The sequence below is a fragment of the Bacillus sp. mrc49 genome (assembly GCF_002803435.1).
The window spans coordinates 1-14,257 of sequence record NZ_PHNG01000688.1; the positions used below are offsets into that span (position 1 = coordinate 1).

Here is a 14,257-nt window from a genome sequence, read left to right on the forward strand (position 1 = left end):
TCATCATTAAAACCAGGTGTTGAATTGGCCGCCGACCGCAACAAAGGATCAACAAGCAAATTCGTTAAAAAGCATGATGCCTCCGTATCGGTCCAAGAACTGAAAAAGGGAATCTTATCAGGGGACCGGGCAAGGCTAGCTAAAGGAATTACATTGATTGAGAGCAACGCTGCCCATCATTTTGATTTTGCACAGGAATTGCTGCATTCCGTCCTCCCCCATACTGGCCGGTCGATTAGAATCGGGATTTCAGGAGTGCCAGGTGCCGGGAAAAGCACGTTCATCGAAACGTTTGGAAGCTATTTATGTGACAGGGGCCATAAGGTTGCGGTCCTTGCGGTCGATCCGAGCTCATCCATTAACGGGGGGAGTATCCTTGGTGATAAGACGAGGATGGAGGAGCTGGCAAGGAATCCCCGCGCCTTCATCAGGCCCTCGCCTTCAGAGGGTACTTTGGGCGGCGTTCATCGCAAAACAAGGGAAACGATGCTGCTTTGTGAAGCGGCAGGATTTGATGTCATTCTTATTGAAACGGTCGGTGTCGGTCAAAGTGAAGCGATCGTCCGAAGCATGGTGGATTTCTTCATGCTCCTTGTCCTGACAGGCGCAGGCGATGAGTTACAGGGAATGAAGAAAGGGATACTGGAGCTTGTGGATGGAATTGTGGTCAATAAAGCGGATGGTGATAATGTCCCGCTTGCGACTAGAACGAAGTCTGAATATAACAGAATACTGCACTTTCTCCAGCCGGCAACGAAAGGGTGGGCAGGGAAAGCCTATACATGTTCTGCCATAACGGGAAAAGGAATACCCGAGCTATGGGATGTATTGACGGATTTTTCCGATACGACAAAGAAATCTGGTGTTTTCCAAGAACGGAGAAGGATGCAAGCTAAGGAATGGCTTTATTCGTCAATGGATCAACAGCTTAAAATGATGTTCTATAAAAATGAAACCATCAAGGAGCTGCTCCCTATCCTCGAAAATGAGGTGATGTCTGGTAATAAAACGGTCACCGCTGCCGTTAAGCAGGCATTCCAAGCCTTTATGGACACACTTAAGTGAAAAAAGGAGGGGGCACGCATGGTTTATGCATACCTCCTCCTTTTGTGTGAAGTGAAGCTTTCTCGCTGTTACCCATATGTTTCCCACTTCCATTTCTTTTTAAACTTGTTTGTCTGAACCTTTAGGCAAAATAGCAGGTAAATTTATTGAATCAGGATGTGGCAATTGTTATGATAGGATGGAAGAGAAAACTTGGAAGGGGCATAAACCATGAATATGGATTTTAATTTTTTGATGAACGATGTGGTCAAACAGGCTCGCGATGAGATTAAGACTGCTGGATATACAGAATTGACGACTCCCGAGGAAGTGGAAGAAGTATTCGCACAAAAAGGAACGACGCTTGTCATGGTCAATTCCGTTTGTGGCTGTGCTGGGGGAATAGCGAGACCGGCAGCAGCACATGCAATCCATAATGACAAACGCCCGGACCAGCTTGTAACTGTTTTTGCAGGGCAAGATAAAGCGGCAACGGAGAAGGCGCGCGATTACTTCGAAGGTTATCCGCCATCCTCCCCATCATTCGCATTGCTTAAGGATGGAAAGATCATCACGATGATAGAGCGCCATGAAATAGAAGGGCATCACCCGATGTCAGTGGTTGAAAAATTACAAGACTACTTCGATCAATATTGCGAAGAAGTGTAAGTCCTATACTTATGAAGCGAAAGGGGTTCGGGATTCCGGACCTCTTTTGCTGTTTTTTGAAAGAACCCATCTTTTATGCGAGGAAGTGCATAGGGGTATTCTTGTATTATTTCCCTGGCAGGCATGGGTTTATTTAAGAAAGCCACGGTACAAATTTTACATAGCTGCAAAAACTTTGACTGTGTCGCGTATGTTGTTGCTATTCACCAAGTAATGTAATGCGGTGTGGTTGATTTTCCTCGGGTGCTTAGTCCATGTGGGGTCTCACCTGCCCCGCTCCAATCATTTCTTTGTAAAATTCCGAAAAGAGCTTAAACTTAAGTAAAGGTCTGGGCCCAGCCGCTATCGGCGGGGTTTTCCATTCATGAATCTGCATAAAAAAGAAACATTTAGGAAAAAAGATAAACAAGGGTGCCAGATAGGCAATGATAGTGGAAATATAATGGAAGTTGCAACATGAATTATATCAATATTCTGAAAAATGAATCTATTATTTACGTTATTGAATAATTTTTAGAGTGTGTTAAAATACAAAATAGTGTATGAATATTAGTTGTTTAAATTAATTGATATTTCAACTAAAACCAAATTTTATAACAAAAAAATTGAAAATATCATCTTGGAGGAATAATTATGAAGTTGAAAAAACAGTTAGCTTTGTTGCTTGCTACCGTATTATTGGTTGGCATATTAGCGGCATGCGGGAAATCAGAGAAAGAAGATAAGAGCACAGCTGGCAATGGGGACAAAAAGGTACTGGTAATGGGTACATCTGCGGACTATCCGCCATTTGAATATGTTGAAACTTCTAAAAGTGATGAAATAAAAGGGTTTGACATTGATATCGCTAAAGCGATCGGAAAAAAATTAGGATACGAAGTCCAAGTGAAGGATATTGATTTTAACAGTCTAGTTCCTGCGCTTGAAAACAAATCCATCGATTTTGTCATTTCTGGAATGACTCCTACAGAAAAACGTGAACAATCCGTCGATTTCAGTGATATTTACTATACGGCTAAAAACATGATCATTACGACACAGGATAGTAAAATCAAAACGGCTGAAGATTTAAAAGGAAAAACGGTAGGCGTACAGCTTGCATCTATTCAGGAGACATTGGCGACAGACTTGAATAAGGACAAGAGTCTTGGAATGAAGATCGAAAAACGGAATCGGATTCCAGAGGTTGTTCAGGAAATGTCGACAGGTCGTTTTGACGCCGTCATCATGGAAGATACTGTGGCAAAAGGCTATCTAAAAGACAATAAAGATTTGGTTGGCTACTTAATCAAGTCTGGTGAACAAGATGCCGGTTCGGCCATCGCCTTCCAAAAAGGAAGCAAGCTGACCGACCAGTTCAATGCTGAATTGAAGAAAATGGAAGATAATGGTGAGATGGAAAAATTAATCCTGAAATGGTTCGGTGGCAGCGAAACTGAATAATACAGAGAGAAAGGAAAAGCGTTCAGAAGTATAGAGTAGGCCTTCTGAGCGTTTTTCCGCGCTTTGTTGCCGTTTAAATGAAGCAAGGAAGGTCAACGGAGACCGTCTTTTAGAGAGGATGAATGGAGTGAATCTGGAATTTGATAGGATTATGCCCTCCCTTCCATATATTATGGAGGGAATACCGACCACATTAAAGGTAGTGGCGGTTGCGGCAGTAATCGGATTTGTTTTGGGAATACTATTATCTATACTTAAAATCAGTAGAATTAAGCCATTGAATTGGATTGCGGACTTTTATACATCCATTTTCCGCGGTACTCCTTTAGTGCTGCAATTGATGTTAATCTATTTTGGTTCACCGCAAATACTTGGAATTCAAATCGAAGCATTCCAAGCTGCATTTTTAGCATTCGGCCTAAATTCTGCCGCATACATCTCTGAAATCATCAGGGGAGGCATTTTAGCTGTCGATAAGGGGCAGCGAGAGGCTGCATTGGCACTTGGGGTTCCTTACTCTGGGATGATGCTCAACATTATCCTGCCGCAAGCCATCAAGAATATCCTGCCATCCCTTGTGAACGAACTGATTTCCTTAACGAAGGAATCGGCTGTTGTCACGATCATTGGGTTAGGGGATATCATGCGCCGTTCCTATATTGTCGGCGGTGAGACCTATAAATTCTTCGAACCGATTTTATTTGCCGGTCTCATTTATTATGTGATGGTCATGATTCTTACCATCTTAGGCAAAGTGATTGAAAGGAGAATGAGACGCAGTGATTAAAATAGATGGACTCAAAAAAAATTATGGTAAGCTTGAGGTGTTGAAAGGAATCAGCACCGAGATTGCACAGGGTGAAGTGTTGGCCATTATTGGACCTTCAGGATCAGGGAAATCAACGTTCTTGCGCTGCATCAATATGCTGGAAACCCCCACGGATGGTCAAATTTCGTTCAAAGATCAAGTGATCACCGATAAAAAGACCAATATCATGAAGTTGCGCGAGAATGTCGGTATGGTATTCCAACACTTCCATTTATTCCCTCATAAGACCGTGCTTGAAAATCTGACATATGCACCGATGAAAGTGAAAAAGCTATCAAAGGCCGAGGCAGTAAGGCAAGCACGTGAGCTCTTGACCAAAGTGGGCTTGGCCGAAAAAGAATCTTCCTATCCAAATCGTCTATCAGGGGGGCAAAAACAAAGGGTTGCCATTGCACGGGCATTGGCCATGAATCCGGAGGTCATGCTTTTCGATGAGCCGACTTCGGCTCTTGATCCCGAGATGGTGAAGGAAGTGCTCGAGGTCATGAAGTCATTGGCGCATACAGGAATGACCATGCTGATCGTGACACATGAAATGGGATTCGCCAAAGAAGTGGCCGATCGCGTTCTATTCTTGGATGAGGGCCTGCTCGTTGAAGAAAGTGCCCCGAATGAATTCTTTTCGAATCCGAAAAGCCAGCGAGCAAAAGACTTCTTGGAAAAAGTTTTATAAGCGGAGAAAATAGGATATAATCAAGAAAAAAGGTGACAGGTAGGTTGCCTTTTTTTATTTTATTCCTATAACGTATTCTTGATGGAATGTATTTAGAAATATCGGAAATTTCCTGGTCAAAGGACTGTGAAAATTTCTGCAATCCTGATAGTATTATAATAGATAGCGAAAGAGCCAGGTGATACATAACAATGTTTAAAATCGGATACAGAACGATTAAAACTGCTTTAGGGGCTACCTTGGCAATCATTATTTCACAAATGCTTAATCTGGAAAATTTCGCGTCTGCGGGAATCATCACGATTTTATGTATCCAGGTTACGAAAAAGAAGTCGGTGTATGCTTCCTGGCACCGGTTTTTAGCTTGTTTAATCGCCATGGCCTATTCATTCCTTATGTTTCAATTCATCGCCTTTCATCCGCTGACCATAGGATTGATCCTGTTGATTTTCATTCCGACGACCGTTGCCTTGAAGATTAATGAGGGAATCGTTACGAGCTGTGTCATCATCTTACATCTATATGGATCGGGACACATCACTTTTTCCTTGGTGATGAATGAAACGATATTAATTGCCGTCGGGATCGGGGTGGCGCTTGTCATGAATCTGTACATGCCTAGTGTGGATGATAAGCTGCTGGACTATCAGGAGCGCATCGAAACGAACTTCAGTGAAATTCTGATGGGGATCGTCCGTTATCTGCGGGATAATGATCACACATGGGGGGGAAAGGAAATCACTGAAACGGCCGATCTGCTTAATGAAGCCAAAAGCCTTGCTTTCCGGGACGTGGAGAATCACTTTCTAAGGGAAGAGGACCTGTATTACCATTATTTCAAAATGCGTGAAAAGCAATTTGAAATAATTGAACGCATTCTTCCCCTAGTCACGAATATTCCGTTGGTCGTCAAGCAAAGCGGCATCGTGGCGAATTTCATACAAGACCTGTCCGAAAACGTCCATCCCCAAAATACGGCCATCATTTATCTGAACAAGCTTGAAGAGCTGGAGATCTTTTTTAGGGGGATGGCCCTTCCGCAGACACGGGAAGAGTTTGAATCCAGGGCCGCATTATTGCAGCTCATGAAGGAAATGGAGCGCTATTTATTGCTGAAGCATTCCTTCAAGGGATTGCCGAAACTTAGCAATCACCGAATGAAGAAGAGGCACTTGGCTTAAACTAAGCAAAAAAGTAAAGGAATTGATACAAATGAGATGGATCCTTTCTTTCATGCTTATGTTTTCGTTGTGGCCGCTATCTGTACATGCCGAACCTCACTCGGTTAAGCCTGGCGATCCTTTCATCATCATTAATAAAGCCAGCAACAAATTGGCGTTCATCAATGATAATGAGGTCAAGGAGATTTTGCCCGTCGGTACCGGGAAGAGTCAGGAGCTGACACCCGAAGGGATATTTACCATTAAGGTCAAAGCCGTCAATCCTTATTATCGAAAAAAGAATATCCCCGGCGGCGATCCAAGGAATCCATTGGGGTCGAGGTGGATTGGATTTGACGCAAGGAATACCGATGGGAGGATCTATGGCATCCATGGTACGAACCAACCGTCCTCGATTGGTAAATTCATTTCAAACGGCTGTGTGCGCATGCATAAATCCGATGTGGAACGCTTGTACGAAAAAGTGAATGCCGGTACAAAGGTGTTGATCACCCATTCATCCGAGGATTTCAAAACATTGGCAATGAAGAGTGGCGCAATCAAATAAAGAGAGGGAAGCCTAGGCTCCCCTCTTCATTTGATATCTATTACAAAAGAAATGCAATACCCGACAATAACGTTGTTAATATCATTGAGATAAGCATTAAATATACAACGATTTTTCTCATTTTTTTGTTTCCCATATGCTCTCTCCCCCATAACAGTTTAATTGATTTTATTTTAACGTGTACGTTTAGCAGAAACAAGTAAAAGTGTAATGTTCCTATTATTTTGAATCTTAGGTCTTTTGAATGATAGTCATATTTTAATAGAATCAACCAATATTGGTTAGGGGGATGGATGATGATTAAAAATATCGATCATATCGGTATTGCGGTCAAGTCACTGGACGAGTCGTTGCCGCTTTACACAGAAACGCTGAAGTTGAAGCTCGAAGGGATCGAGACTGTCGAAAGCCAAGGTGTGAAAGTGGCCTTTATTATGGCAGGGAATACCCGTTTGGAATTATTGGAAGCGTTATCACCGGAAAGCCCGATCGCTAAATTCATTGAAAAGCGTGGTGAGGGTATCCATCATGTCGCCCTTGGCGTAGTCGATATCGAAGCCCGAATCGAAGAATTGAAACAATCAGGATTACGGATGATCGATGATACATCGCGAAAGGGAGCGCACGCAGCGGATGTTGCTTTCGTTCACCCAAAATCTACTGCAGGTGTATTATACGAGCTCTGTGAACAAGCATTATCGAAGGAGGAGCAGGGATGACAGACGACATCTATGGAGCGATCAATGATTTATATGACAGACGCCGTAAAGTAGAAATGGGCGGCGGTGAAGAAAGAATTGATAAGCAGCATGAAAAGGGTAAACTTACGGCAAGGGAAAGGATCGATCTTTTAGTGGATCCGGGATCGTTCATCGAACTTAATCCCTTCATCAAACATCGTAACACCAATTTTGGCATGGAAAAGGAAGAAGGGCCGGGAGAAGGGGTCGTTACGGGCTACGGAAAAGTAAACGGGCGTGACATCTATTTGTTTTCACAGGATTTCACTGTATTTGGCGGTGCACTGGGAGAAATGCATGCTTTGAAAATTGCCAATGTCATGGATTTGGCAGCGGAAAATGGGGCGCCTTTCATCGGTTTGAATGATTCTGGCGGGGCGCGCATTCAAGAAGGTGTAGTTTCTCTTGACGGATATGGTCAAATCTTTTACCGCAACTCGATTTATTCAGGCGTCATCCCGCAAATTTCCGTTATCATGGGACCTTGTGCAGGAGGAGCCGTATATTCCCCAGCGATAACCGACTTCGTTTTCATGGTGGAAAAAACGAGCCAAATGTTCATTACTGGACCAAAAGTGATTGAGACGGTTACAGGGGAAAAGATATCATCAGAAGGATTGGGCGGAGCGACTGTACATAATACCATTAGCGGTAATGCCCATTTCAAGGGAGCATCTGAAGAACAAGTTCTGGCTGACGTTAGACGTCTCCTGAGCTATTTACCACAAAACAATGAAGAAAAGCCGCCGGTTCTGGAAAGTGACGTTGGAGATGACTACCGTCCGGATTTAACGGATGTTGTCCCTTTTGAAGGAATCCGCCCATATGATGTTCGGAAAGTGTTGGAGCAAGTCGTAGATGAGGGGTCCTTCATGGAAGTGCAAGAGGGCTTCGCGAAAAATATCGTGATTGGCTTGGCCCGAATCAAGGGGAAATCGGTGGGGCTTGTTTGCAACCAGCCAAAAGTGTTGGCTGGCGGCCTGGATATTGATTCATCCGATAAAGCTGCCCGCTTCATTCGTTTTTGTGACTCATTCAACATTCCCTTGATTACATTTGAAGATGTTTCAGGATTCTTCCCGGGCGTCAAGCAGGAGCATGGCGGGATTATCCGCCACGGAGCAAAGCTTCTCTATGCATACTCCGAAGCAACCGTGCCAAAATTGACGATCATCCTGCGTAAAGCATACGGCGGAGCGTATGTGGCCCTAAATAGTAAGTCCATTGGGGCGGATCTTACGTTTGCTTGGCCGAATGCCGAAATTGCGGTTATGGGCTCTGCTGGGGCGGCAAATATCATCTTTGCCCGTGAGATACAAAACAGTCAAGATCCAGAAGCTACTCGTGCGGCTAAAATTGAAGAATACCGGGAGAAATTCGCTAATCCATATGTCGCTGCCAGCCTTGGTATGGTGGATGATGTCATTGATCCCCGGGAAACCAGGATCAAGATCATCCAATCGCTTGAAATGCTCCGCAACAAAAAAGAAAAACGTCCATGGAAAAAACACGGCAATATCCCGTTGTAACCCTTACGAGAAAGAGCTTGAACGATATCTGTTCGGGCTCTTTCTGCTTTGGGGTAGAGAGCGATAACTACGTTCGCTCTTGATCTTTTTGGGACTGAAAAGCAAGGGAAGGCGCGATTGACTGTCACATTATTTGCCGGAGCGCCGCTTTTAGAAGTATAATTAAAGAGGAAAACTTTTTTGGAGGTTTTATTTTATGATTAATGAAGAACGTATCGTAAGTGAATTTATGGAATTGGTACAAATTGATTCCGAAACGAAAAATGAAGCAGCCATCGCCAAAGTCCTGAAAGAAAAATTCACGGCATTAGGTGTAGAGGTTTTTGAAGATGATACAACAGCCGTTACCGGTCATGGTGCAGGCAATTTAATATGTACGCTTAAAGGAACGAAGAAAAACGTAGATACCATCTATTTCACTTCCCATATGGACACGGTCGTGCCTGGTCAGGGCATCAAGCCATCCATTAAGGATGGATACATAGTGTCAGACGGTACGACCATTTTGGGAGCGGATGACAAAGCGGGATTAGCGGTCATGTTAGAAACGCTTAAAGTGTTGAAGGAACAGAATATTGAGCATGGAACAATCGAATTCATCATCACGGTCGGGGAAGAATCCGGCTTGGTTGGAGCCAAGGCGATGGATCGCTCTCTTGTAACCGCTAAATTCGGTTTTGCGCTTGATAGTGACGGAAAAGTGGGAAATGTAGTGGTCGCTGCACCTACTCAGGCGAAAGTGTCTGCAACCATTTTAGGCAAGACCGCCCATGCTGGTGTGGCTCCTGAAAAAGGAGTTTCGGCGATAACGATTGCGTCCAAAGCGATTTCAAGAATGCCATTGGGCCGCATCGACGAAGAAACGACAGCTAACATCGGCCGTTTTCAGGGAGGACAGCAAACGAATATCGTTTGTGACCATGTGGAAATCCTTGCAGAAGCAAGATCATTAATTCCTGAAAAGATGGAAAAACAGGTAGCAAGAATGAAAGAAGCATTCGAGACGGCAGCCATTGAAATGGGCGGACGGGCTGAAGTGGAAGTTACCGTCATGTATCCAGGGTTCAAATATGGTGCTGGTGATCATGTCGTCGAAGTCGCAAGAAAAGCAGCGGAAAAAATCGGCCGTCCATGCGAGCTAGTCAAAAGCGGCGGCGGAAGCGATGCGAATGTCATTGCCGGTTTTGGGATTCCTACTGTAAATCTTGCCGTCGGCTATGAAGATATCCATACTACGAATGAAAGAATTCCGGTTGAAGAATTGACGAAACTTGCTGAAATGGTCGTCAGCATCATTCAGGAAGTATCCGCGTAATAGCGAAAAATGGTTAGGGGATGTGGGGCTTTTCTTTTCCCTCGAGAAGATGCTTTCCCCAGAAGCACCCCCTGGGACGGATGAACGGACTTGATTTGAAGATAGAGATTGAGTGGATCGGATTAAGGCGGGTAACCGGTTTTATTGCGATGGGCGTTCAAGTATTGAGGGAAGACATGTACAGTCATCAATGAAATGATGGCTGTTTTTCTTGAAGCGACAAGCACCAACTATGGAAAGCTTAAATGGAATGGTTATTGTGTTTTTATTTTTGGCTCTTTTCGTATTTTTATATCGAAACGATTTAAGGGGGATTGGAGCAGCGTAACAGTTGCCGCCAAGGAGGCCAACCGCCCGCCCTTTGATAAGCGTGCATTCGAGGGGAAATCAACCACACCTCTTTGCTTGGTGAATGGCATGAATTATGCGAAAATAGCCTTATTTTTTCAAGGATGTGACGGTCAATATGAAGGATATGTACCCCAAAAATGGCAGGGTCATTCTCCATGTAGACATGAATAGTTTCTATGCTTCGGTGGAGATGTCCTATGATGTTTCTTTGAAAGGTAAGCCGCTTGCCATCGCCGGTAATGTCGAAGAGAGAAGGGGCATAATCGTTACCTGCAGCTATGAAGCGAGGAAGTTTGGGGTCAAAACGACGATGCCGATATGGCAGGCGAAAAAACTCTGTCCCCAATTGATCATTCAGAAGCCTAATTTTGAGCGTTATCGAAAGGCGTCACTGGCCATTTTTGATTTATTAAGGCAATATACAGGGATGGTTGAACCGGTTTCAATCGATGAAGGGTATCTGGATATTAGCGAATGCGCCGAATTGGGCTCACCTTTGGAAATAGCAAAAAGCATTCAGGAACGGATTTATAACACGATGGATCTCCCGTGCAGCATAGGGATTGCACCTAATAAATTCCTGGCCAAAACGGCCTCGGATATGCAGAAGCCAATGGGTATCACCGTTTTAAGGAAGAGGGACATTCCCGAGAAGCTTTGGCCACTGCAAGTCGGCGAAATGCATGGCATCGGCCAAAAAACCTCCGAAAAACTTCATGCGATCGGCATCATCACGATCAAAGATCTTGCCCATTCCCCGGACAGTCAGCTTAAACAATTGCTTGGGATAAATGGAATCCGTTTGAAAGACAGGGCAAATGGCATGGACTCAAGGATTGTGGATCCCGAATCGATTTTTGATCATAAGAGCATAGGAAACTCGACAACACTCCCGCATGATTCCACCAACCAAAAAGAACTGCTCGGTGTCCTGGAAAAGCTTTCGGGGAAGGTGGCTGCCCGTTTAAAAAATAAACGTCTCCTTGGCCAGAAAATAGGGGTGACGATCCGATACAAAGACCGTCGCACCATTACGAGAAGCAGGATCGTCTCCAACCCGGTGTTTGAAAAAAAGGACATATTGGCTGGAGCGACCGATCTTTTCATGAAAAATTGGAATGGCGAAGGAATTAGGCTTCTCGGTGTAACCGCCCATGATGTCATCGAGAAAGAATCGGCCTTCATGCAGCTGGATATTTTTTCTTTTCAAAAGGAAGCAGAAAAGGAACCGTTGTATGAAGCGATGGAACACTTGCAAAATAAGTACGGAGAAAATATTATTAAAAAGGGATTACCCTTGAAGAACGGTTCGATCGGAACAGACACGAGCTTCAGTAAAGATTTCTTCGAGCAATCAAGGAGGAAGGATCCTCCAGGTGGCAAAGAATAGCGTCTGGGCTGTGAAAAGATATAAAGAAGGGAAAGATGATCATGACAAAACAACAGATTGGCGTTATCGGACTCGCAGTAATGGGTAAGAATCTTGCATTCAATATCGAGAGCAGAGGCTATTCCATATCCGTTTATAATCGCTCAGGTTCGAAAACGGATGACATGATGAAGGAAGCGGAAGGCAAAAATGTAAAAGCGGCGTATACGCTTGAAGAATTCGTCGATTCATTGGAAACGCCACGCAAAATATTATTGATGGTTAAAGCCGGCGCGGCCACGGATGCAACCATCGAGCAATTAAAACCGTTACTTGAAAAAGGTGACATCGTCATTGATGGCGGTAATACGTTCTTCAAGGACACTCAACGCCGCAATGAGGAACTTAGCCAGCTTGGCATCCATTTCATCGGTACAGGCGTCTCGGGCGGGGAAGAAGGAGCGCTAACGGGTCCCTCCATCATGCCTGGCGGTCAAAAAGAAGCATATGAACTGGTTGCACCGATCTTGAAGGATATTTCAGCTAAAGTCGATGGTGATGCTTGCTGTACGTATATCGGGCCGGATGGAGCAGGTCATTATGTGAAAATGGTACATAACGGGATTGAGTATGGTGACATGCAGCTAATTTCCGAATCTTATTTCCTTATGAAAAATCTTCTTGGACTTTCTGCTGAGGAATTCCATGAAGTATTCACCGAATGGAATGAAGGGGAACTTGATAGCTATCTGATTGAGATCACCGCTGATATCTTCAAAAAGTATGATGAAGAAACAGGGAAACCGATGGTTGATGTCATTTTGGATAAAGCCGGCCAAAAGGGAACCGGGAAATGGACAAGCCAAAGTGCCCTTGATCTTGGTGTACCGCTGCCAATCATTACCGAATCCGTATTCGCCCGGTTCATTTCGGCCATCAAGGACGAACGTGTCGAAGCGAGCAAAATCCTCCGCGGTCCCAATGCCGAAAGCTTTACAGGCGATAAGAAGGCTTTGATCGAAAGCATTCGTAAAGCACTTTATATGAGCAAAATCTGTTCCTACGCTCAAGGCTTCGCTCAAATGAAAGCAGCGTCGGAAGAAAATGAGTGGAACTTGCAATATGGTGATATCGCGATGATTTTCCGTGGCGGCTGCATCATCCGTGCGCAATTCCTGCAAAAAATCAAGGATGCTTACGATCGTGAAGCGAACCTGAACAACCTCCTGCTGGACCCTTACTTCCAAGGAATTGTTGAAAGCTACCAAGGGGCGTTACGTGAGGTCGTATCAACGGCGGTAATGAACGGAATCCCGGTTCCTTGCCTATCATCTGCACTTGCTTATTTCGACAGCTATCGCACTGAAACGCTGCCAGCCAATTTAATTCAAGCGCAACGTGATTATTTCGGAGCTCATACGTACCAACGTATCGATAAAGAAGGTACATTCCATACCGAATGGATGGAAAAATAAATCATTATTGCCGGCTTAATAGGAGAGCTCCTTTCAAGCCGGCTTTTGTCTAGGCATGTAAAAAAGAGAGGGCGCAAACGGCGCCCTCTCTTTTCGTTATCTCCGATGCTCCACAAGGTCAATGACCCCTAACACAACATGTGCCAAACCGAAACCAAAGACGGTATTGGCGACCATTTTGTTTGATCCGCGAGTCTGCTTCATGGCATAACCCGCTGCTGTTACGGCTGTCCCTAACGCTGTTGGAATTAATCCTTCACGAATGTCCATCGTTTAATCCCTCCACATCGAAGTTGGTGCATCTCATCATGAAGCACCTTTCTTAGTGTAACCTCGGCAAGACCATACCATTCCTGTCCATTAAACAGGTTCATGGCTTCATTGTAGCATACCGGGAGCATTTACATGAGCCTACACAGTTCGCCACCTAGTTTTCTTTAGAAGGAACGGATTAACAACTCCAGTTGGCTGTCACCATTTAATGATCATACGGCTAAGCATGAACTCTGCTTCAATGGGGGGCGAGGAATTTTATTAACGCTAAAAACGACGAATTTTCACCAAAATTACATCTACGGCGGGACCAATTGCTAGGAGCACACGAACTAATGAGGGAAGAACAGAAGAGGTAGTAGTCAATAATAAGACGATCCCCTGTAACATACAATGAATAGTGGGCTGGGGTACAACCTGGCCAGGGATGGAGGCACAGCATAGAAGATGGAAATGGAATGGGTAAGAAATCCCTCCCTTTTTACTGGAAAATATAGTATGATATTTTCATGCTTTATTTCCGATAAGGTTTAAACACCATAATAACAAGGAATATAAACCATGAAAGCTAAGGACGCAATCCATGATACAGTCGGCAGTCAAGAGAGAAGGAGCGGGATGACCATGTTTATCATCTGGTTGGCTATTGCCATTTTTTTATTTTTTATTGCTTTAGAACTTGGTGTTTCTTATTGGCTCAATTCCGAAATGGATGAAAAACTGTCTAAACCTCAGGAAATGCTTCATAATATCCGGGAGAAATTAGTCAGGAAGCGTGTTTCATGAATGAAGAAGGGGATGCAGAGTTCACTCTGCATC

The 14,257-nt window shown here is 44.2% G+C and carries 15 protein-coding genes; 13 read left to right on the plus strand and 2 right to left on the minus strand.

Going from position 1 to position 14,257, the window contains the following annotated elements; all coding sequences use genetic code 11:
- The first annotated feature begins 24 nt into the window (after nucleotides 1–24).
- The 7 genes from meaB (at nucleotide 25) to CVN76_RS11290 (ending at nucleotide 6,386) form a co-directional block, all read left to right on the plus strand.
- Nucleotides 25–1,065: a methylmalonyl Co-A mutase-associated GTPase MeaB gene (gene meaB, locus CVN76_RS11260; RefSeq protein ID WP_100531586.1), complete on the plus strand. Its 1,041-nt coding sequence runs from the start codon at nucleotides 25–27 to the stop codon at nucleotides 1,063–1,065.
- Between the two features lie 210 nt (nucleotides 1,066–1,275).
- Nucleotides 1,276–1,713 carry a BrxA/BrxB family bacilliredoxin gene (locus CVN76_RS11265; protein WP_061144385.1) on the plus strand — a complete coding sequence of 146 codons (438 nt, stop codon included), beginning with the start codon at nucleotides 1,276–1,278 and terminating at the stop codon, nucleotides 1,711–1,713.
- Between the two features lie 639 nt (nucleotides 1,714–2,352).
- On the plus strand, nucleotides 2,353–3,156 hold the full coding sequence (locus CVN76_RS11270) for a transporter substrate-binding domain-containing protein (RefSeq protein WP_442857569.1): 804 nt from the start codon (nucleotides 2,353–2,355) through the stop codon (nucleotides 3,154–3,156).
- 127 nt (nucleotides 3,157–3,283) lie between these two features.
- The gene (locus CVN76_RS11275) at nucleotides 3,284–3,943 is read left to right on the plus strand and encodes an amino acid ABC transporter permease (RefSeq protein ID WP_061144441.1); all 660 of its coding nucleotides are present in this window, start codon (nucleotides 3,284–3,286) and stop codon (nucleotides 3,941–3,943) included.
- Nucleotides 3,936–4,658 (plus strand): amino acid ABC transporter ATP-binding protein, encoded by a 723-nt coding sequence (locus CVN76_RS11280; protein ID WP_100531320.1) that lies wholly within the window; start codon nucleotides 3,936–3,938, stop codon nucleotides 4,656–4,658. The genes CVN76_RS11275 and CVN76_RS11280 overlap by 8 nt, the downstream gene beginning before the upstream one ends.
- Nucleotides 4,659–4,849: 191 nt before the next feature.
- Entirely contained in the window at nucleotides 4,850–5,839 is a 990-nt protein-coding gene (locus tag CVN76_RS11285) for an aromatic acid exporter family protein (protein WP_100531321.1), read from the plus strand.
- Between the two features lie 31 nt (nucleotides 5,840–5,870).
- Complete coding sequence (locus CVN76_RS11290; RefSeq protein ID WP_100531322.1) at nucleotides 5,871–6,386, plus strand: L,D-transpeptidase; 516 nt, start codon at nucleotides 5,871–5,873, stop codon at nucleotides 6,384–6,386.
- 40 nt (nucleotides 6,387–6,426) lie between these two features.
- Here CVN76_RS11290 and prli42 read toward each other — a convergent pair whose 3' ends face one another.
- Nucleotides 6,427–6,522, minus strand: a complete 96-nt coding sequence (gene prli42 / locus CVN76_RS32095; protein WP_155645590.1) for a stressosome-associated protein Prli42 — start codon at nucleotides 6,520–6,522, stop codon at nucleotides 6,427–6,429.
- Nucleotides 6,523–6,679: 157 nt separating this feature from the next.
- On the opposite strand from prli42, the gene mce reads away from it, so the two are divergent.
- The 5 genes from mce (at nucleotide 6,680) to gndA (ending at nucleotide 13,165) form a co-directional block, all read left to right on the plus strand.
- Nucleotides 6,680–7,105, plus strand: coding sequence for a methylmalonyl-CoA epimerase (gene mce, locus CVN76_RS11295; protein WP_100531323.1), 426 nt, complete (start codon nucleotides 6,680–6,682; stop codon nucleotides 7,103–7,105).
- Complete coding sequence (locus CVN76_RS11300) at nucleotides 7,102–8,655, plus strand: acyl-CoA carboxylase subunit beta (RefSeq protein ID WP_100531324.1); 1,554 nt, start codon at nucleotides 7,102–7,104, stop codon at nucleotides 8,653–8,655. Before mce ends, CVN76_RS11300 begins: the two co-directional genes overlap by 4 nt.
- Nucleotides 8,656–8,851: 196 nt before the next feature.
- A complete protein-coding gene (locus tag CVN76_RS11305) occupies nucleotides 8,852–9,970 on the plus strand; it encodes a tripeptidase T (RefSeq protein ID WP_061144378.1) in 1,119 nt (372 codons plus the stop codon).
- Nucleotides 9,971–10,436: 466 nt separating this feature from the next.
- Nucleotides 10,437–11,711 (plus strand): DNA polymerase IV, encoded by a 1,275-nt coding sequence (locus CVN76_RS11310; RefSeq protein WP_100531325.1) that lies wholly within the window; start codon nucleotides 10,437–10,439, stop codon nucleotides 11,709–11,711.
- A 41-nt stretch (nucleotides 11,712–11,752) separates the two neighbouring features.
- Nucleotides 11,753–13,165 carry an NADP-dependent phosphogluconate dehydrogenase gene (gene gndA, locus CVN76_RS11315; protein WP_100531587.1) on the plus strand — a complete coding sequence of 471 codons (1,413 nt, stop codon included), beginning with the start codon at nucleotides 11,753–11,755 and terminating at the stop codon, nucleotides 13,163–13,165.
- 96 nt (nucleotides 13,166–13,261) lie between these two features.
- Here gndA and CVN76_RS11320 read toward each other — a convergent pair whose 3' ends face one another.
- The gene (locus tag CVN76_RS11320; protein ID WP_034308217.1) at nucleotides 13,262–13,435 is read right to left on the minus strand and encodes a hypothetical protein; all 174 of its coding nucleotides are present in this window, start codon (nucleotides 13,433–13,435) and stop codon (nucleotides 13,262–13,264) included.
- 564 nt (nucleotides 13,436–13,999) lie between these two features.
- Here CVN76_RS11320 and CVN76_RS11325 point away from each other — a divergent pair.
- The gene (locus CVN76_RS11325; protein WP_100531326.1) at nucleotides 14,000–14,224 is read left to right on the plus strand and encodes a hypothetical protein; all 225 of its coding nucleotides are present in this window, start codon (nucleotides 14,000–14,002) and stop codon (nucleotides 14,222–14,224) included.
- Nucleotides 14,225–14,257: the final 33 nt, after the last annotated feature.